The sequence below is a fragment of the Pseudomonas sp. LBUM1643 genome, assembly GCF_059716215.1.
Map to the genome: position 1 here is coordinate 3,647,436 of NZ_CP166813.1, position 20,063 is coordinate 3,667,498.

The following is a 20,063-nucleotide window of genomic DNA, read 5'->3' on the forward strand; positions in this document are numbered from 1 at the left end:
TCCTGAAGGTTCGCAAAGCCGAATGGCTGGAATCGGCTAATCTGCTGGTGATAACCATCAGATCAGGTGATTGCAGTGAGGCAGACCACCGACACATTCCGCAGCCGCTACCGTGCCGACATTCACCCCCGTTACAACCCCTGGTTGCACGGCACCTTCGTGTTGTTGTTCGGCTGCCTGGCCATCGGCGGATTCTGGAGCACCGTGCATCAGGTTCAGCCGCTGGAATGGCTGGCCGTGCCAATCGGCCTGCTGTCCTTCAACTTCGGTGTGTACATGGTCCATCGCCACCTGGGGCACCACAAAAAAAGCTTCGCGCGGATGTTCTACGCACGCCACGCCGGCGACCATCACAGCTTTTTCACCCCCGGCCACATGACCTACGACAGTGCCCGGGACTGGCGGGTGATTCTGTTTCCCGCGTGGCTGATCGTGGTGCACACGGTCGTCATTACCCTGCCCTTGTGGTGGCTTGTTTCACAGCTCAACGCCAACGTGGCCGGGTTGTTGGGTGGCTGCCTGGTGCTCGGTTATCTCCTGTATGAAGTGTTCCATGCCTGCGAACATTTACCTCCAGGCAACCCGGTCACACGCCTCCCGTGGATACGCCAGATGCGCCGCCTGCACGAACTGCACCATCGCCGCGAAGTCATGCAGGAACGCAATTTCAATATCGTTTTTCCGTTGATGGATTACCTGTTCGGCACCCTCTACTGGGAACCGGAAGACACCGCCACAGACTCGACGAGAATCGCCATGACGCGCATGCAGCACCAGATCGACATCGCCGGAAACCCGATTGCCGTGCTCGCATACGCCAGCACGGTGACCCGCTGGCCGGAGTGGCACCCTTCCTCCCTCAATGTCGATGGCCAAAGCGGCCCGCTGCATGCCGGCTCGCGGTTTGAGGAAGACATTCGCGCCGGCGGCCGTGAGGGGCATTTGAGCTGGGAGGTCGATGAGTATCTGCCGGGACGTCGCTGGCGCGCTCGGGCTCAAGGTGATCACGGGCTGTCGCTGGTGCTGACCTATGAGTGCGAAGCATCGGGCAGTGACACGCGTTTTGTGCGCACGCTGGAGTATCAATTCAGCGGTTTGGCCATGCGCATGGCCAACCGGCTGGTGCTCAAGCAGCGCATCGATCGCGAGTCTGCGGAGTCCCTGCGCGCGTTGCGTGAAATGGCACAAAAACAGCTGGTTTCGACAGGAGTCATCGTGTGAGTCGAGCGGTCAGGTTTCGTCATGTGGTACTGCTGGTCATCGTCGCCATTGTGGCCTTTTTGCTGTTGATGCCCACCAAGGTCAAACCCGTGGCCTGGACACCGCCACCCGCACCTTCACTCACCAGCGGCATCTATGCCGACAACCAACGCCTCAAGGGTCTCGAGCCGGTAGGTGCGGCCAATATCGAAGGGCCGGAAGCCTTGCTGCTGGAGGAAGATTTCCTGATCACCGGCCTGCATGACGGCCGAGTGATCCGCACCAGTCTTGATGGCAAGACCACCAAGGTGCTGGCCGATACCGGCGGACGCCCGTTGGGCCTGGCCCGTCATCCGAATGGCCTGCTGGTGATCGCCGACGGGGTCAAGGGCCTGCTGTCCCTTGACGCTCAGGGGCAATTGATTCCTTTGACCACCACCGCCAACGGCGTGCCCTTCGGCTTCACCGACGACGTGGTCATCGACAAATCCGGTCATTACGCCTACTTCAGCGACGCTTCCAGCCGCTTCGGCTATGGCAAGGACGGCGAGGCCATCCTTGAACACGGAGGCGATGGCCGCTTGCTACGTTATGACTTCCAGACCGGCAAGACGACCGTGCTGCTGGACGCGCTGGAATTTGCCAACGGTGTGACGCTGGGGCCGGACGATGCCTATGTGCTGGTCAACGAAACCGGTGCTTATCGCATCAGTCGTTACTGGCTGACAGGGCCGAAAGCCGGCACTCATGACCTGTTCATCGACAACCTGCCCGGCCTGCCGGACAACCTGTCATTCAACGGTCAGGCGCGCTTTTGGGTCGCTCTTTATTCCCCGCGCAATGCCCTGCTGGACGCCACCGCACCCCATCCGTTCGTGCGAAAGATGATCGTGCGAGCGATGATGGTTTTACCCAAGCCTGTCGAGAAACGGGCATTCGCCCTGGGACTGGATCTGGACGGCAAAGTGATTGCAAACCTGCAGGACGCGAGCAGCGATAACTACTCGCCAATCACCACCGTGCGTGAATATGGGGACTGGTTGTACTTCGGGTCGCTGAAGGCAGATCACATGGCGCGACTGCCGCTGGGCAAGGCGCTGGAGAAGTAATGCGATGCCGGACGGGAGTAATCCTGTCCAGCCTTTACATCCCTGACACGGCCCCATCGCGAGCAGGCTCACTCCCACAGGGGATTGGCGGCGTACACACATTCCGTGCCCGACCAAAATCAAATGTGGGAGCGAGCCTGCTCGCGATTGCGATGGGACATTCAACATCGATGTCGCCCATCACCGCGGGTCTGTTTGACCATCGCGCACGGCATTGTCGGTTTCTTCACGCACACGCTCGGGATCGATGGCGGTGACGTCGTCTTCGTCAATCGGCCGTACGCCTTCGTTACCCGGTAGTTCGTCGATGCCCGGTTCGTCTTCCGGGTTAACGGTGGTGCGTCCCGGACTCAACGGTTCGGGATGGGTCGGAATGGGGTCATACCCGCCCTGTTCTTCGCTGGGGAATTTTGGTTCGTTCATAAGGCACCTCGAATGGAGCCGCGAATGGGACTCTGTTCATTCGAGGTGCTGGTATTTGTCCCCGTTCCAATTTTTCAGTCACCGGTCGTCGGTGGCTTGATATAGCAACTCAGGACGGTGTCTGAAGTTGTTTAACGATCTTGTCCTTGACCAACAATCGCTGTTCCTTGAGCTTTTTCAGTGCGTCATCGCTGGGCGCATCCGACTTGGCGGTCTCAGCCTTGACTACCTCGGCGTCCGCCTGGGAATACTTGTTGATCAGTGAATCCAGTAACGGATCCTTGGCGCGCTTTTGCTGGACATCTTCCTTTGAAAGCTTCAGATCCTGATAAAGGTCGTGTGGCACCGGCATGGAACACCTCCGTTTGTTAATCGGTGGCAAGTGCGATCGATTGCGCTCACCAACCATCAGAATGGCCTCCGTTGGACGGTTCTGTCGAGGCCGGTGATGTCCGTTCGTCGCCCTGCCATCAATGCGATAAAACCTTTATCCACCCAACAGTCTCCACTGAATAACGATCACTGGATCGCCTATAAAACCTGTGTGGAGAATGACCAATGGACGGATTCACCCTGCGTAACCTCGCCCTGGCCGTAGCCCTGAGCACTAGCATGGGCACGGCGTTCGCCGCTACTTCGAATGATTTCGTCGACAACGCTGCCAAAGGCGGCATAGCGGAAGTCGAGACCAGCAAACTGGCGCTGGAGAAGAGCTCATCAGCTGACATCAAGGCTTTCGCCAACATGATGATCACTGATCACACCAAGGCGAACACCCAACTAGAGGCACTGGCGAAAAAGAACGACATCGAGGTGCCGGACACCACGACGTTCGTCAAGCAGGCCAAGGAAAAGATCCTCGAAATGCGCGATGAATCCTTCGATGCGGCCTACGCCAACAATCAGGTCAAGGCCCACGAGGAAACCATCGCGCTGTTCAAGAAAGAAGCCGGGACCGTCACTGACGACAAGGTAAAAGGCGCGACCGAATTCAAGGCGTTTGCGCAGGAAATGTTGCCAGCACTGGAAAAACACCTGGATATGGCGAAAAAACTGCAAGCCGCGCATCCAAGTAAATAATCGCTGCACCCATGAAAAAGGCCGCATCCCGGGATGCGGCCTTTTTTTGTCGCTCGACAGCGCTCAGCCTAGCCGCCATCGGTATCAATGTCCGCGTCAGTGTCCTCACCAGGTTTCGCCCGATCAGGTTCCGGCTCGAAGCCCGGACTGAACTGGTTGTCGTTTTCGGTATGCTGGTTTTTCTGATCGACCGCGGTGTCGGCACTTTCCGGTTTGGCGGTTTGCTGCTGTTGCCCGGCTTCGCTTGCCCCCGGCGTCTGCGGATCAATGGCCGGATCATTTCGATCAACCGCTTGATCCTGCCCTTGCGTCATTGAATCGTCTTTCATGATCACCTCGTTAAACAGTACACATGCACCGCTGAAACAGCCGGGCCTTGTAGATTCGAAGCCTTCTCTAACCGCAAGGTTCCATTGGATAATCACCAGTAGAAAGTTGATCTCCTCCTCAGGTTGATCTCCTCCTACACTCGACTGTGTTTGAGATAAAAATTCCTGTGCAAGCGAACAACTATTTTGCACGGCAAATGTCACTGACTTGCGCCGATCAACATTCAAGGAATCGGCCAACACTTTCACGGAGTTCAGGCACATGGCGGCACTGCAGACCAGCACACTCGATGCGATGAAAAACAACCAGGCGCAACTGTTGAATGATTGGACTCATCGCCTCGAAGCCAACGGTGCGACGCGCAACCTTAAAGAGCAGGACCTCAAGCAACAGACCACGGAACTCCTGCACCTGATCGTCTCGGGACTTGAAAGCGGCAACGGCCAGAATGTGGCAGCGCCAGGCTGGGACGAGATCCGCCTGTTTCTCGAAAAGCTCTCCCACAGCCGCGCGCTGCTGGGCCAGGACTCGCACCAGACCGCCAGCTTCATCTTCTCGCTCAAAGGCCCGATGTTTTCGATGCTGCAGAATCACTATCAGGACAACCCTGCGCTGCTGGCCGAACAACTCTGGGAAATCTCCGAACTGCTTGACGCCCTGGGCATGCACACCATCCGCACCTTCCAGAAATCCCGCGAAGCGGTGATCAAGCGTCAGCAGGAAGAACTGCTGGAACTGTCGACCCCGGTGGTCAAGTTGTGGGACGGCGTACTCGCGCTGCCGATGATCGGCACTCTCGACTCGCAGCGCACTCAGGTGGTGATGGAATCGCTGTTGCAGCGCATCGTCGACACCGGTTCCGAGATCGCCATTATTGACATCACAGGCGTGCCAACCGTCGATACCCTGGTGGCACAGCACCTGCTCAAAACCGTTACAGCCATTCGCCTGATGGGTGCCGACTGCATCATCAGCGGCGTGCGACCGCAAATCGCCCAAACCATCGTGCACCTGGGGCTGGACCTGCAAGGCGTGGTCACCAAAGCCAACCTGGCCGATGCACTGAAACTGGCCCTTACCCGACTGGGCCTGTCCGTCAACAAGGCGGGCTGAGCCCATGGATCGCATCCCTATTTTGCAGATGGGCGACTTCTTGCTGGTGACCATTCAGGTCGACATGCATGACCAGTTGGCCTTGACGCTTCAAGACGACCTGTCCGAGCGCATCAGCCGAACCTCCGCCCGGGGCGTGTTGATTGATATTTCAGCGCTGGACATGGTCGACTCGTTCATCGGACGGATGATCGGCACCATTTCCGGCTTGTCGAAAATCATGGATGCCCAGACCGTGCTGGTCGGCATGCAGCCCGCCGTCGCCATTACTCTCGTTGAGCTGGGGATGACATTGCCAGGCGTCAGCACCGCGCTGAACGTCGAGCGCGGGATGAAACTGCTGCAGGATCGAGTACGCGAGCAATGAACGTGCGCAGCAGCGGCAGCCAACCCATCAATATCGAACAGGACGTCGTCCTGGCGCGCCAGACGGCGCGCAAGCTGGCCACCGAGTGCGGCATGCGCCTGATCGACCTGACCAAACTGGTGACTGCCGTCAGCGAGCTGGCGCGCAACACCATGGTCTATGGCGGTGGCGGCGATATGGACTGGCAGATCCTCGAGGACAACGCTCGCACCGGTCTGCGTCTGATTTTCCGCGATGAAGGCCCGGGCATTCCCGACCTGAAGCTGGCCATGACCGACGGCTGGACCTCTGGCGGCGGCCTCGGGCTCGGCCTGACGGGGGCCAAACGTTTGGTAGAAGAGTTCGAACTCGAAACCGAGCCTGGCAAGGGCACTCGAATAACGATTACGCGATGGGCATGACGATAAGCGGTTCGATGACGCAGGTATTACCCATCGAAGACAGCAGCCAGATCGGCCACGCGCGCCGTACTGCCCAGCAACTTGCGCAAACCAACGGCTTTGACCCGACCGATTGCGGGCGCGTGGCGCTGGTGGCCACGGAGCTTGCGAGCAACATTCTCAAGCATGCGACCCGTGGCGAACTGCACTTGCGAATACTGCCCAGGGCCTCAGGCGCCGGTATCGAAATGATCGCCGTGGATCGCGCCGGGGGCTTCGACGTGCACGCCTGCCTTGCCGACGGTTTTTCCACCCGGGGCACTCAGGGCATCGGGCTTGGGGCGGTGTCGCGCCAGACTGAAGTGTTCGACGTCTACGCGGATGCGCGGGGCACCGTGCTGTTGGCACGCCTGTATCCACGCGGCGACAAGGCGCCGGATCAGCGGTTTGGTGTCAGCCAGCACTCACTGCACAACGACCCGGCCTGCGGCGATGTCTGGCACCTGGCGTTTGACGGGCCCTGCATCAGCGCGCTGGTGATCGACGGTCTGGGTCATGGCGAAGACGCCGAACGAGCGGGCCGCGCCGGTGAGAAAGCCTTCGCGCAGGCACCGTTTTCGACGCCGGTGCTTCTTTTGGAAGACATCCATCGCGACATGCTCGGCACCCGGGGCGGCGCGCTGGCCATCGCGCAGTTCGACAGCCACCGGGATGCGCTGAGATTCGTCGGTATCGGCAATATTGGCGCCAGCTTGATAGAACCTGGAAAATCACGCGGCCTGGCCTCCCACCCCGGCATCGTCGGTGGCCAATATCGAAAGGCGCAACCCTTTGACTATGCTCAAGTGAACGGACAACTATTGATCATGTACAGCGACGGCCTGCAGTCCCGATGGAACCTGCAAGATTACCCCGGTCTGGTGCATCGCCATCCCGCTGTGATTGCCGCCCTATTGCACCGCGATTTTTGCCGGGGACGTGACGACGTCACCGTGTTGGTTATTGCTCTGGAGGCCGCCCATGGCTGAGACACCCATGAGTCAGATGGACGAGCAAACGGCGCTGGTCGCACGTTTGCAAGGCGAAGCCAACGCCCTGCGCGAAGAGCTGGATGAAACCAATCAGGGCGTTTTAGCACTGTACGCCGAGCTCGACACCCAGGCCGAAGAGTTGCGCCAGGCCTCGGACCTCAAAAGCCGTTTCCTGTCGTACATGAGCCATGAATTCCGCACGCCACTGGGCTCGATCCTGAGCATCACCGGCCTGTTGACCGACGAGCTCGACGGCCCCTTGAGCGCCGAGCAGCACAAACAGGTGGCGTTCGTCAGCACCGCTGCGCGCGAGCTCAGCGACATGGTCGACGATTTGCTCGACCTGGCGAAGATCGAAGCCGGGCGTATCAGCATCTCCCCGGCCTGGTTCGACATGTTCGACCTGTTTGCGGCCCTGCGCGGCATGTTCAGGCCAATTGTCGATGCCAGCGCCGTGGACCTGATCTTCGAAGAGCCGGTGGGCCTGCCCAGGTTGTTTACCGACGACAAGAAACTCGCGCAGATCCTGCGCAACTTCATTTCCAACTCGTTGAAGTTCACCACGCGCGGCGAAGTACGGGTCTCGGCGCGACTCGAGGGCGACGCTCACGTACGCTTTGCGGTCAGCGATACCGGAATAGGTATCGCGCCGGAGCTACATGGCGCATTGTTCGAGGACTTCTCTCAGGTTGACTCCCCCTTGCAGAAACGCCTTCGCGGTACCGGACTCGGACTATCCTTGTGCAAACGCTTCGCCGCGCTGCTGGGTGGCGAAGTCGGGCTCGACAGCAAACCCGGCGCAGGTTCGACCTTTTTCGTGATCATCCCGCTGGCCATTGCCATGGAGCCCGCCGATGAGACGTGACATCCGTTTGCTGATCGTCGACGACAACGTGGCTACGCGCTACGCCTTGCGCCGTCGCCTGGAAAAACACGGCTACGAGGTGCTGGAAGCAGGTACGGGTGGCGAGGGGCTGGAACTGATCGATAACGTCGAGCTTGATGCCTTGATCCTCGACGTCAACCTGCCGGACATGAGCGGTTTCGACATCGTGCGCAAACTCCGTTCAGAAACCGCGACGGCCCTGCTGCCAGTGATTCACGTGTCGGCGGCGTCGATCCAGACGGGCGACATCATCACCGGCCTCGACGCCGGCGCCGATGCCTACCTGATTCACCCGGTCGACCCGGATGTGCTGTTGGCGACCCTGCGCACCTTGCTGCGGGTGCGCGAAACTGAAAATGCACTGCGTGAAAGCGAGGCGCGCTTTCGCGAGATCTTCGTCAATGTGTCCGCCCCCATCGCAGTGCTGGATGCACAACTCAAAGTCCACGAATGCAACCATGCCTTCGCCCAGCTGATTCAGGACAACCTCGATCCAGACACCCTGCGCGAATGCTTCGCGCCAGACCAGGGCGCCGTCATCGACGAGCTGCGCCTGCGCCTGGCCTACGGCGAACGCTGGAGAGGCACCCTGAACATGCGCGTCCACGGTGAAGTCCGTGAGGCCGAATGGCAGATTTCACCTTACCGCACCCCCGAATTGAGCCTGGTGTTCGTCGAAGACGTCACCGAGCACCGCCACCGCGAACGCTCGCATCTGGCTCGTCTGGATGACGCCACGACCCAGTTGGCCAAGGAAGTCGCCGAGCGCGCGCGCACCGAGGCCCAGTTGCTGCAAGTGCAGAAAATGGATGCCTTGGGCAAGCTGACGGGCGGCATCGCCCACGACTTCAACAACTTGCTGACCGGCATCATCACCAGCCTCGAACTGATCCAGAAACGCGTCGCCGATTCACGCACCGACAAGGTTCAGTTCTATGCCGAAGCGGCGTTGAACTCGGCGATGAGCGCCGCCTCCCTGACCCATCGCCTGCTGGCCTTCGCCCGTCAGCAGCCGCTTGACACCCGACCCGTGGACATCAACGAGCACGTCCGCTCACTCGAAGAATTGTTGGCGCGCACCATTGGCGAACGCATTGCGCTGAGGCTGGAGTTGACCTCCAAACCCGCCATCGCGCTGGTCGATCCGATTCAGCTTGAAAGCGCCGTACTCAACCTGGTGATCAACGCTCGCGATGCACTGCCACAGGGCGGCAATGTCTGGGTCAGCACCTACGCCGCCTACTCCCATGGTGACCCTAATCTGGCGGATGGCGCGTATGTCGCCCTGTCCGTACGCGATGACGGGACCGGTATCGACCACAGCGTCATCGACAAGGTGTTCGATCCATTCTTCACCACCAAGCCCTTAGGCCAGGGCACGGGGCTGGGACTGTCGACCATCTACGGCTTCGCCCGTCAATCCGGCGGCGATGCACACATCCGCAGCGTGGCCCGACGCGGCACCGAGGTCACCATCATGCTGCCGGCCAGCTCCGACCCGACTGTCAGCGAGGTGGCACCTGTTATCGTCGACTCTCAGGGTGAGGGTGAGCATGTGTTGATCGTTGAGGACATGCCCTCGGTGCGCATGTTTGTGGCAGAAGTATTAGTGGATGCCGGTTACCGATGCACCCAGGTGGGCGATATTGAAGGTGCGCTGGAACGCTTGCAGAACGACCCGTCCATCGACCTGCTGCTGACCGACGTCGGCCTGCCGCGCATGACCGGCCGGGAGCTGGCGGATGTGGCGCGGGACTGGCGCGAGAAGTTGCCGATTTTGTTCATGACCGGTTATGCGGAAAACGCGATCAATCGCCAGGTGTTCCTCGGCGAGGGCATGGAAATGTTGGTCAAACCGTTCCAGATCAGCGAACTGCTGGACAAGGTGCGGCGCACGATTGATGGCGCCTGACAGGTCCTCATCGCGAGCAGGCTCGCTCCCACAGTGGACCGAGTCATCCAGACGGGCACGGTCTAATGTGGGAGCGAGCCTGCTCGCGATGAGGCCAGCTAATTCAACCCCATTCAAATGCCAAGCACCGACCCAGATCCCTCATGAGACCGCGTCCGTTTGGACGCCTCGGTCCACTGTGGGAGCGAGCCTGCTCGCGATGAGGCCAGTCGATTCAACCCCGTTCAAACGCCAAGCACCCTAGCCAAAAACGGCGCGGTCCTGCTTTTCTTGCTCCCGGCCACTTTCTTCGGCACCCCCGCCACGACAATTTTCCCGCCCTGATCCCCCGCTCCCGGCCCGATATCAATCACCCAGTCACTCTGCGCAACCACACGCATTTCGTGCTCGACGACAATCACCGTGTGCCCCGCCGTCACCAGGGTATTCAACTGTTCCATCAACCGGTCAACATCCCGTGGGTGCAGCCCGGTGGTGGGTTCATCAAGCACGTACAGCGTCGCCCCGCGCTGATTGCGCTGCAGCTCGGTGGCCAGTTTGATGCGTTGCGCTTCGCCGCCTGACAGTTCTGTCGCGGGCTGGCCGAGACGCAGGTAACCCAGGCCGATATCGCGCAGAACCTCCAGCGAGCGGCGAATACCCGCTTGCTCGGCGAACACCTCAACCGCTTCATCCACCGTCAACTGCAACACCTGGGCGATGTTCAAGCCCTGCCAGGTGATTGCCAGTGTCTCGGGGTTGTAACGCGCGCCGTGGCAGGTCGGGCATGGCGCATAAACGCTGGGCATGAACAGCAACTCGACACTGACAAAACCTTCGCCTTCACACGTCGGGCACCGGCCCTTGGCAACGTTGAAAGAAAATTGCCCGGCGTCGTAGTGCTTCTTCCGCGCCTCGTCCGTCGCGGCGTAAAGCTTGCGTACGTTGTCGAACAGACCGGTGTACGTCGCCAGGTTCGAGCGCGGCGTGCGGCCGATGGGTTTCTGATCGACCTGCACCAGCCGCTTGATCGACCCCAACCCCGCCGTGACCTGGCCGCCGCTGACTTGCGGCGCGTCGTCCTCAAGGCTTGGCTCTTGCGCGTCGTTGTCATTCACCACACGGCCGAGGTGCGCGCCCACCAGTTCCAGCAATGCCTGGCTGACCAGACTGGACTTTCCGGAGCCGGAAACCCCGGTAACCGAGGTAAAACAGCCCAGCGGAAACTCGACGCTGACGTTGTTCAGGTTGTTGCGGGTGATGCCCTCCAGGCGCAACCAGTCGGACGGTTTGCGGCAGTCTCGCGGCTGGGTGACCTGCGCCGTGAACAAATAATCTCGAGTCTGGGATTGCGCCACGCTGGCCAGGCCCGAGGGGGGCCCGCTGTACAGAATACGGCCGCCATGCTCGCCCGCCGCGGGGCCGACGTCGATCAGCCAGTCGGCGCGGCGCATGGTTTCCAGGTCATGCTCGACCACGAACAAGGTATTGCCGGAGGCTTTCAGGCGTTGCAGTGCTTCGAACAATGCCTCGCCATCCGCCGGGTGCAGGCCGGCCGATGGTTCGTCCAGCACGTAAATCACCCCGAACAATTGCGAGCCCAATTGAGTCGCCAGGCGCAATCGCTGCAACTCGCCGGAGGACAGTGTCGGCGTGCTGCGTTCCAGTGCCAGATACCCCAGCCCCAGGTCCGTCAGCGTACTGACCCGCTCCAGCAGGTCCTGGGCGATACGCTGCGCCGCCAGGCGTTTTTCCACGGACAGATTGGGCGTGTGGCGCACATCCGGCGCATTGGCGTGACCACTGGCACCATGGGCCACACGCTGCTCACGGGCTTCGCGGGTCTGCACGTGCGTCAACACGTCGCCCGCCTCGCCCGCCTGTTCGAGATAGCTGTGCGCTGCCACCGGTTTCAACACCTCGGCGACTTGCAGCAACGGCATCTGCGACAACTCGCCAATGTCGTATCCGGCAAAGGTCACCGACAACGCCTCACGCTTCAGCCGCTTGCCCTCGCACAACGGACACGGGCTGCCAAGCATGAATTGCGAGACACGCTTCTTCATCAGCGCGCTTTGAGAGTGAGTGAAGGTATGAAGGATGTAGCGCCGGGCACCGGTAAACGTGCCCTGGTAACTGGGTTCCATTTTACGCTTGAGTGCGACTTTGGTTTCGTCAGGCGTGAGACCGGCGTACACCGGCACCGTCGGCGTTTCTTCGGTGAAGAGAATCCAGTCGCGCTGCTTTTTCGGCAGATCGCGCCATGGCTTGTCGACGTCGTACCCCAGGGTCACGAGGATGTCCCGCAGGTTTTGCCCCTGCCACGCCATGGGCCATGACGCGACGGCACGCTGGCGGATGGTCAGGCTCGGGTCCGGGACCATCAGCGCTTCGGTGACTTCATAGACCCGGCCAAGGCCGTGGCATTGCGGGCAAGCGCCTTGCGGCGTGTTGGGGGAGAAATCTTCGGCGTACAACATCGGCTGGCCCGGCGGATAACTGCCGGCGCGGGAATAGAGCATGCGGATCAGGCTCGACAGAGTCGTCACGCTGCCCACTGAAGAACGCGTGCTCGGTGTGCCGCGCTGTTGCTGCAAGGCCACGGCCGGCGGCAAGCCTTCAATGGAGTCGACATCCGGCACGCCGACCTGATCGATCAGACGTCGCGCATAAGGCGCCACGGATTCGAAATAGCGGCGCTGCGCTTCGGCATAGAGCGTCGAAAACGCCAGGGAGGATTTCCCCGAGCCCGACACACCGGTGAACACCACCAGGGCGTCACGGGGAATGTCGACATCGACGTTCTTGAGGTTGTGCTCCCGGGCACCCCGCACCCTGACCATGCCGGAGGTTGGATTGGAAGTCATAGGCCGCCTTGATTAAAGGAAGATTTGGAATGCGATCCCCTGTAGGAGTTGCCGCAGGCTGCGATCTTTTGATCTTTCTATGTAGCGACGATAAAGATCAAAAGATCGCAGCCTTCGGCAGCTCCTACAGGGGCTTTGTATTCAGCCGCTGAGCACGCTGCGCACCATGCGGGTGAGCGCGTCCGGCCCATAGGGTTTACTCAGCAGATACGTATCGGCGCTAAGCTGGTGATTGCGCGAAATGATGTCGCGGGTATGCCCCGACGTAAACAGTACGGCCACCGGCGGCTTCTGCACCTTGGCCCATGCTGCCAGGTCCGAACTCTTGATCAGCCCCGGCATGACCACGTCGGTGAAAATCAGGTCCACCTCCCAACCCTCCAGCAGCATCTGCATGGCCGCATCACCGTTGGCCGCCGTCAGAACCGTGTAACCCTCTTCCTGCAGCAACTCCACCGCTGCGACGCGCACCGCTTCGTTATCCTCGACCACCAGAATGGTTTCATGACCGCCAAGAGCGTGTGTCTCCTGGATGATCGTTTCACTCTGCGGTGCACGCAGGCTGCGGGGAAAGTACAGCTGCACCCGCGTGCCCTGCCCTTCGACGCTGGTCATTTCGATATGACCGCCGCTCTGCTTGACGAAGCCGAACACCATGCTCAGCCCAAGCCCCGTGCCCTGGCCGTCGGCCTTGGTGGTGAAGAACGGCTCGAATGCCTTGGCAAGGACGTCAGGCGACATGCCGACGCCGCTGTCGACCACGGCAACACGCACGTAGTCACCGGCCACGATGCCCTTGCCGACACAGAACTCGCGATCGAGAACAACGTTCTCGGCGCTCAACTCCAGGATGCCTTCACCCTGCATGGCATCGCGGGCGTTGATCGCCAGGTTGAGGATGGCGTTTTCCAGTTGGTTGCGGTCCACGTGCAGGTACCAGGAATCCAGCGGCATCCGCACAGCGATCTGCAGGGTTTCTCCGAGCGTGCGCTGCAACAGTTCACCGAGGCTTTCGAAGATCTGCCGGGGGTGATGGACCGCAGGCGACAGCGGCTGGCGGCGGGCAAACGCCAGCAACTGCGAGGACAGCTTGGCGCCGCGTTCAACCGCAACAATCGACGCCTTGACCCGGCGTTGAACGTTGGGATTGTCCGGCTCATGCCGCGCCAGCAAATGCAGGTTGCCGGCGATCACCTGCAGCAGATTATTAAAGTCGTGGGCCACGCCGCCGGTCAGGCCTCCGATGGCTTCGAGCTTCTGCGATTGACGCAATTGCTCTTCCGCCGCGAGTCGCGCCCCAACCTCTTCAGCCACACGCTGCTCCAGGTTGCGGGTGAACCGCAGCAAGGATTCTTCAGCGTTCTTGCGCTCGTTGATGTCGATCAGCACGCCGGGAAAGCGCAGTGGTTTGCCCTGTTCATCGAACTCGCAACAACCGCTCGCCAGTACCCACAAGTAACTGCCGTCGGGGCGACGTACGCGGTATTCGGCGTTGAAAGGCTCACCGGTTTTCACCGCTTGTTCAACCTGGTCCTGAACCCAACTGAAATCGTCCGGGTGAATCCGCGACTCGGCGATGTCCATGGGCAAGTTGACCAGGTTCTGGTCAGGCGGGTAGGAGAATGTTCGGGCAAAACGTTCATCACCGGACAGCACGTTGTCCTTGATGTCCCAGACAAACGAGCCCAGCAATGCCCCGGCATTGAGCGCCAGGCGCACCCGCTCGTTGTCGGCGCGATAAGCGTCTTCGGCAGCCTGTCGCCGGCGTTCGGAAATCACATGGTCGGTTTTTTCGACCACCATCGCGATGACGCCGGCAGGACACCCGGCATCATCGGCGACCGGGCTGTAATACAGGTCGAGCCAGACGTCCTCGGGTACACCGTTGCGAAGCAGCACCAGTTCTTTATTGCGATAGGACAAGGTCCCGCCGGCGAGGCAGGTATCCACCACATGGCGGTTGAAGTCGGCGACTTCCGGCCAGCCAAGCTCCACCGGCGAGCCCAGCAGATAAGGATGCCGGCCACCGGCGAATTCCGAGTATGCATCGTTGTAGACCATGTACCCGGCCCGCCCCCAGAGCATCACGATTGGCAGCGGCGAGGCGAGCATCATCTGCACCGCACTGCGCAGGCTTTTGGGCCAGGCGTCAAAGCTTCCAAGGTCGGTCAGACTCCAGTCGAAAGCACGAATGCGTCCGGCCATTTCGCCGTTCCATCCGGCACACCCGTGGCTATCGTCTAGGTACTGCATCGACTGACTCTTTTGCCCCTGAAATGACACCTGTTTGCTTCGAGCACGTGAGGCGCCAATGGTTTCATTAAGGTATGACCCACCGCTCAGTTACGACGTTTTCGCTGTAGCAGCTGCCGAGGCACGAGGCTGCGTTGCGTGTCCGCAGGACCGCCCAGGGGTCGCTTCGCAACCCAACGCAGCCTCGTGCCTCGGCAGCTGCTACAGGGTTGGTGGCGGCTATGGAGCGTGCGTCACACCTCAATCAAATGCTTAAGCGGATGGTAGCCAGTTTTCAGCGTGGCCGCGACGTCGAGAATGGCCTTTTCGATGCCGTTCAAATGCAGGCAGGTGAGTTCGATCGCCGCACTCTGATTACCCGCCTCGATGTACTCGATCAATCGCAGGTGTTCGTCGTCACGGCAGGCTTCGTGGCTGTCGTCATCCAGCGCCGCTGCATACAGTGAGGCGCGGGAAATCAGCTTTTGGAACCAGTCGAGCAGCACCGGGTTGTTCAGGCTGCGCGCGAGCTTGATGTGGAACTCACCCAGCAAATGAATCAGCCGTTCGTGGTCACCGCTCTGATGCGCTTCATCCTCAAGCAACAAGTGATCGCGCAGGTCGCGGGTCACGGAAGTGTCCCGCCGACGGCACAGTTCACTGACGATGCCGATCTCGACCAGGCGCCGGGTTTCAAACAGCGAACGGATCTCCTCGTCACTCGGCAACGACACCGACGCACCTTTATTGGGCTCGGTCGTGACCAGTCCATCAGCCTCCAATTGCTTGAGCGCGGCACGAACCGACGTCCGGCTGACATTAAAAAGTTCGGCCAGTGACGCCTCGCCCAGCTTCATGCCCGGGCGCAAAGAACGCTTGCTGATCGCCTCGTAAACCCCTTGGTAGACGCGGTCGACGGTCGTCTCGAGTTTTTTGTCGGTCATCTGAACACTCCTGATGCGCTGAGCAACCAGCCCCTGGCGATGAGCAGCCATTGAAAAAGGGGGTTGCACAGGCAGATTAATCCGGTTATTTCTAGATTGCATCCAGATATTGCATACAATAATTAGAGGAATGCACCATTATGGGTCATCCAGTCGCGATTGAAGTGCGTAACGTTTCCAAGCGGTATTCCGACGATCCCGGGCTGGCGCCCGCCCTCGACAATGTCTCTGTGGACATTGCCGACAACGAATTCTTCACCCTGCTCGGCCCCTCTGGCTGCGGCAAAACCACCCTGCTGCGCACCATTGCCGGTTTCGAGCACGTCAGCGACGGCGAGATTCGCCTGGCCGGCGAACCGGTCAACCACTTGCCGCCCTTCAAGCGTCGGGTCAACACGGTGTTCCAGAGTTACGCGCTGTTTCCACACATGAGTGTCGCGCAGAATATCGCCTTCGGCCTCGAGATGCAGGGTCTTGATCGCAAGCAGACGGCCCAGCGGGTCGAGGAGATGCTCGCCCTGGTGCAAATGCAGCACCTGGCTCAACGCAAGCCCGCCGAATTGTCCGGCGGCCAGCAGCAGCGAGTGGCGCTGGCACGGGCATTGGCGCCGAAACCGAAAGTGTTGTTGCTGGATGAGCCCTTGTCGGCCCTCGACCTCAAGTTGCGCAAAGAGATGCAGGTCGAACTCAAGCGCGTGCAGAAGGAAGCCGGGATCACGTTCATTTTCGTGACCCACGATCAGGAGGAAGCCCTGACCCTGTCCGATCGCATTGCCGTGATGTCCGCCGGCAAGATCCTGCAGATCGGTACCCCGAACGACATCTACGAACGCCCGCAACATCAATTCGTGGCGCAGTTCATCGGCGACATCAACTTCCTTCCCGGCCACCTCAAGCGCGGCCTGCACAACGAAAACCTGTTCATCCCCACTGGCATGCCGGTGGAAATCCCCTGCGCGCCTCAAGGTGTCGACAGCGCCAAGGTGCAATTGGCGTTCCGCCCGGAGCGTTCGCAACTGGTCGACCCGACGCAGCCCCATCACCTGCGTGGCGTGATCGAAGCGGTGCTGTATGTCGGCACCGCCACGCTCTATCAATGCCGTTTGAACAACGACATCAAGGTCATGCTGCGCGAGAACAACGAAGGCCTGAACCGTGGCCGGGTCGTCGGTGATCGCGTCGCGGTCAACCTGCCGCCCCACGCCTGCCTGTTGATGGAGGCCTGAGATGAGCGTCAGCAGCACTTCCCCCGCCCTCAACCGCGCGCTGTTGCTCAGCCCGGTGGTTCTGACCCTGCTGGCCCTGATTGCCATCCCACTGGGGATCATGGGCTATATCAGCCTGCTACCTCGCAACGTCTATGGCGGTGTCGACTGGCAGGCCAACTGGCAATTGCAAAGCTACGTGCAGCTGTTTTACCAGGAAGGTTTCGACGGTGAACTCGAGCTCAACTGGGTCTACGCCCAGGCGTTGTTGCGCTCGGTTTTTCAGGCCGGCGGCACCACGGTGTTGTGTTTCCTGTTCGGCTTTCCGGTGGCGTTGTGGATGTCGAGCCTCACCCCCCGTCGACGTAACCTCATGGTCTTGCTGATCACCATCCCGTTCTGGACCAACCTGCTGATCCGCAACTACGCCTGGCTGATCATCCTGCGCGAGCACGGCTGGGTGGCGCAAAGCCTCAACGCGCTGTTCCCCCAGGCCGGAGGCATCACCCTGCTTTATAACGACTTCGCGGTCAGTGTCGGGCTGGTCTACAGCTTCCTGCCGTTCATGATTTTGCCGATCTACTCGACCCTGGAAAAACTCGACTGGCGTCTTGTCGAAGCCGCCTACGACCTGGGTGCCAATCGCTGGCATGCGCTGAAGCGGATCATCCTGCCGCTGTCGATGCCGGGGGTGATTGCCGGCGCGCTGCTGGTGTTTGTGCCGAGCCTCGGCGCGTTCATCACCCCGGCGATTCTCGGCGGCGGCAAGACGCTGATGATCGGCAACCTGATCCAGCAGCAGTTCGGCACGGCGCGCAACTGGCCGCTGGGCAGCTCGCTGTCATTCCTGTTGCTGGGGATTCTGTTGCTGTCGCTGGTGCTGTACGCCCTTTATAGCCGCAGCGCCGCCAAAACTCTTCGTCGGGGAGCCACCGCATGATCGCCCTGCACCTGAAAAAACTGCCGCTCACCCGCGAAGTCAGCCTGTTGATCCTGGCCTATCTGTACGTGCCGATCTTCGTGTTGATTGCCTACAGCTTCAACGCCAACCGTTCGGCGACGGTGTGGACCGAGTTTTCCTTTGCCTGGTACGGGCGGATCCTGGCCAACCCGTCGATACAGACCGCCGCACTGAACTCGATCATCGTTGCCAGCATCGCCACGGTCTGTGCCACGGCGATTGCCCTGCTCGCAGCGCTGGCGACCTACCGGCCTTTCTATGGACAGAAGATGGTCGAGGGCGGGATCAACCTGCCGCTGATCCTGCCGGAAATCGTCACCGCGGTTGCCACCCTGCTGTTGTTCATGGCACTGGGTATCAAGCTCGGTTTGCTCACGGTGATCGTGGCGCACGTCGGCTTCTGCATTCCCTTTGCCTACCTGCCCATCCGTGCCCGGCTCAATGATCTGGACAAGAGCCTGCTGGAGGCGGCGAACGACTTGTACGCCAATCCGTGGCAGGTGTTCCGGCGGGTCACGTTGCCGTTGCTGTGGCCTGCGGTGTTGTCCGGTTCGGTGCTGGCGTTCGTGGTCAGCCTCGACGATTTCATCATGACGTTCTTCGTTGCCGGCCCTGGCTCCACGACCTTGCCGGTGTACATCTTCTCGGCCATCAAGGCCGGTGTGACACCGGAGATCAACGCGATCTCGACCCTGATGCTGGTGATCTCCATCGTGCTGGTGGTGCTGGCCTTCTGGCTGGGACAGCGCGGCAAAAACCAATGAGTCCTTTTCCCTCTGGAGCGTTCTCGATGAAAAATAAAAGCATGCGTTGCGGCGTCGCCGGCCTGGCCCTCAGTTGCTTCGCCGCACTCACTGCGTTCGGCGCACAAGCCGCCGAGCCCAAAGAATTGTTCTTCTACAACTGGACCGATTACTACCCGGTCGAGTTGCTGGCCAAGTTCGAAAAAGAGACCGGCATCAAGGTCACCATGGACGGCTACGACAGCAACGAAACCCTGCTGGCCAAATTGCAGGCCGGCGGTGCGGCGTATGACGTGATCGTGCCGTCGCAGTCGATCATGCAAACCCTGATCAAACAGGACCTGCTGCTGGAAATCGACGCATCGGCCCTGCCCAACTTCCAGTACGTCAAACCGGCCTTCCGCGACCCGAGCTTCGACCCGGGTCGCAAGTTCTCGGCGCCGTACCTGTGGGGCACCACCGGGTTCTCCTATGACAGTGCTCGGGTGCCTGGCGGCAAGCTGGACGATTCATGGAAAGAGTTCTTCGAGCCGCGCAAGGAACTGCAAGGCCAGCTTGCTGCGCTCGACACCTCCAGCAGTGTGATCAACGCTGCCAGTCATTACCTGGATGTCGACGAATGCAGCGAGAACCCGCAGGACGCCAAGCGCATTCTGGAGCTGCTGCAAAAACAGAAGCCGTTCCTGAAGATGTACAGCTCGGACAACACCGTCGACCGCATGGCCTCCGGTGAAGTGATCATGATGCAGAACTGGAACGGTTCGACGGCGCGGGCGACCTTGCAAAAGAACACCATCAAGTACGTTTACCCGCGTGAAGGTGTGGCGATGTTCCAGGACAACTTTGCCGTGCCGAAAAGCGCGCCACACCCTGGCAACGCGAAGGTGTTCATCGACTGGATGATGAAACCGGAAAACGCCGCCGCCGTGTCCAACGCCATTGCCTACGCCAACGGCATCCAGAGCGACAAGCTGCTCGACGCCAAATGGAAAGTCATGGACGCCATCAACATGCCCGACGAATTCGCCTCGCGCCTGCGGCCTGAAAAGGAATGCAGCAACAAGGCGCGGGAACTGCAGGACCGGATCTGGGCGAAGCTTAAAGGTTGATCGTTTGACTTGAAACCAAGTCGCGGCCATCGCTAGCAGGCTAGCTCCCACAGGATTCGGGGTTGCCCCGGATTCTGTGCCCCACACAAACCACTGTGAGGGTTGCCCCGGATTCTGTGCCCCATACAAAACCACTGTGGGAGCTAGCCTGCTAGCGATGAGGCCAGCCGGAACACCGCTGATTTAAAGAAT

19 protein-coding genes are annotated in these 20,063 nt (G+C 60.3%); 13 read left to right on the forward strand and 6 right to left on the reverse strand.

Annotated elements, in window-relative coordinates; all coding sequences use genetic code 11:
• The first annotated feature begins 75 nt into the window (after positions 1–75).
• Complete coding sequence (locus ACA063_RS16235) at positions 76–1,221, forward strand: SRPBCC family protein (RefSeq protein ID WP_497662461.1); 1,146 nt, start codon at positions 76–78, stop codon at positions 1,219–1,221.
• The gene (locus ACA063_RS16240; protein ID WP_497662462.1) at positions 1,218–2,309 is read left to right on the forward strand and encodes an SMP-30/gluconolactonase/LRE family protein; all 1,092 of its coding nucleotides are present in this window, start codon (positions 1,218–1,220) and stop codon (positions 2,307–2,309) included. The genes ACA063_RS16235 and ACA063_RS16240 overlap by 4 nt, the downstream gene beginning before the upstream one ends.
• Positions 2,310–2,489: 180 nt before the next feature.
• Here ACA063_RS16240 and ACA063_RS16245 read toward each other — a convergent pair whose 3' ends face one another.
• Positions 2,490–2,732, reverse strand: a complete 243-nt coding sequence (locus ACA063_RS16245) for a hypothetical protein (protein ID WP_497662463.1) — start codon at positions 2,730–2,732, stop codon at positions 2,490–2,492.
• A gap of 109 nt (positions 2,733–2,841) precedes the next feature.
• Complete coding sequence (locus ACA063_RS16250; protein WP_497662464.1) at positions 2,842–3,084, reverse strand: DUF465 domain-containing protein; 243 nt, start codon at positions 3,082–3,084, stop codon at positions 2,842–2,844.
• Between the two features lie 206 nt (positions 3,085–3,290).
• On the opposite strand from ACA063_RS16250, the gene ACA063_RS16255 reads away from it, so the two are divergent.
• Entirely contained in the window at positions 3,291–3,812 is a 522-nt protein-coding gene (locus ACA063_RS16255) for a DUF4142 domain-containing protein (protein ID WP_497662465.1), read from the forward strand.
• Positions 3,813–3,880: 68 nt separating this feature from the next.
• On the opposite strand, the gene ACA063_RS16260 is transcribed toward ACA063_RS16255, so the two are convergent.
• Positions 3,881–4,141, reverse strand: coding sequence for a hypothetical protein (locus ACA063_RS16260; RefSeq protein WP_497666538.1), 261 nt, complete (start codon positions 4,139–4,141; stop codon positions 3,881–3,883).
• A gap of 262 nt (positions 4,142–4,403) precedes the next feature.
• Here ACA063_RS16260 and ACA063_RS16265 point away from each other — a divergent pair, with 262 nt between their 5' ends.
• The 6 genes from ACA063_RS16265 to ACA063_RS16290 are packed head-to-tail and all read left to right on the forward strand — an operon-like array spanning position 4,404 to position 9,831.
• A complete protein-coding gene (locus ACA063_RS16265) occupies positions 4,404–5,255 on the forward strand; it encodes an STAS domain-containing protein (protein ID WP_162439311.1) in 852 nt (283 codons plus the stop codon).
• Between the two features lie 4 nt (positions 5,256–5,259).
• A complete protein-coding gene (locus tag ACA063_RS16270; protein ID WP_497662466.1) occupies positions 5,260–5,622 on the forward strand; it encodes an STAS domain-containing protein in 363 nt (120 codons plus the stop codon).
• Complete coding sequence (locus ACA063_RS16275; RefSeq protein WP_162439309.1) at positions 5,619–6,023, forward strand: anti-sigma regulatory factor; 405 nt, start codon at positions 5,619–5,621, stop codon at positions 6,021–6,023. The genes ACA063_RS16270 and ACA063_RS16275 overlap by 4 nt, the downstream gene beginning before the upstream one ends.
• A complete protein-coding gene (locus ACA063_RS16280) occupies positions 6,020–7,030 on the forward strand; it encodes an ATP-binding protein (protein ID WP_497666539.1) in 1,011 nt (336 codons plus the stop codon). Before ACA063_RS16275 ends, ACA063_RS16280 begins: the two co-directional genes overlap by 4 nt.
• Positions 7,023–7,898, forward strand: a complete 876-nt coding sequence (locus ACA063_RS16285; RefSeq protein ID WP_497662467.1) for a sensor histidine kinase — start codon at positions 7,023–7,025, stop codon at positions 7,896–7,898. Before ACA063_RS16280 ends, ACA063_RS16285 begins: the two co-directional genes overlap by 8 nt.
• Complete coding sequence (locus tag ACA063_RS16290) at positions 7,888–9,831, forward strand: PAS domain-containing hybrid sensor histidine kinase/response regulator (protein ID WP_497662468.1); 1,944 nt, start codon at positions 7,888–7,890, stop codon at positions 9,829–9,831. Before ACA063_RS16285 ends, ACA063_RS16290 begins: the two co-directional genes overlap by 11 nt.
• Before the next feature lie 224 nt (positions 9,832–10,055).
• On the opposite strand, the gene ACA063_RS16295 is transcribed toward ACA063_RS16290, so the two are convergent.
• The 3 genes from ACA063_RS16295 to ACA063_RS16305 form a co-directional block, all read right to left on the reverse strand.
• Positions 10,056–12,677, reverse strand: coding sequence for an excinuclease ABC subunit UvrA (locus ACA063_RS16295; RefSeq protein WP_497662469.1), 2,622 nt, complete (start codon positions 12,675–12,677; stop codon positions 10,056–10,058).
• Between the two features lie 141 nt (positions 12,678–12,818).
• Complete coding sequence (locus ACA063_RS16300) at positions 12,819–14,930, reverse strand: hybrid sensor histidine kinase/response regulator (RefSeq protein WP_497662470.1); 2,112 nt, start codon at positions 14,928–14,930, stop codon at positions 12,819–12,821.
• A gap of 233 nt (positions 14,931–15,163) precedes the next feature.
• Complete coding sequence (locus ACA063_RS16305; RefSeq protein ID WP_497662471.1) at positions 15,164–15,853, reverse strand: GntR family transcriptional regulator; 690 nt, start codon at positions 15,851–15,853, stop codon at positions 15,164–15,166.
• A gap of 140 nt (positions 15,854–15,993) precedes the next feature.
• Here ACA063_RS16305 and ACA063_RS16310 point away from each other — a divergent pair, with 140 nt between their 5' ends.
• From ACA063_RS16310 to ACA063_RS16325, 4 genes are read left to right on the forward strand one after another with little or no spacing between them, the layout of a single operon-like run.
• Entirely contained in the window at positions 15,994–17,079 is a 1,086-nt protein-coding gene (locus ACA063_RS16310) for an ABC transporter ATP-binding protein (protein WP_497662472.1), read from the forward strand.
• 1 nt (position 17,080) lies between these two features.
• Complete coding sequence (locus tag ACA063_RS16315; RefSeq protein ID WP_162439302.1) at positions 17,081–17,998, forward strand: ABC transporter permease; 918 nt, start codon at positions 17,081–17,083, stop codon at positions 17,996–17,998.
• On the forward strand, positions 17,995–18,783 hold the full coding sequence (locus ACA063_RS16320; protein WP_008031524.1) for an ABC transporter permease: 789 nt from the start codon (positions 17,995–17,997) through the stop codon (positions 18,781–18,783). Before ACA063_RS16315 ends, ACA063_RS16320 begins: the two co-directional genes overlap by 4 nt.
• Before the next feature lie 26 nt (positions 18,784–18,809).
• On the forward strand, positions 18,810–19,871 hold the full coding sequence (locus tag ACA063_RS16325; RefSeq protein WP_497662473.1) for an extracellular solute-binding protein: 1,062 nt from the start codon (positions 18,810–18,812) through the stop codon (positions 19,869–19,871).
• Positions 19,872–20,063 lie beyond the last annotated feature (192 nt).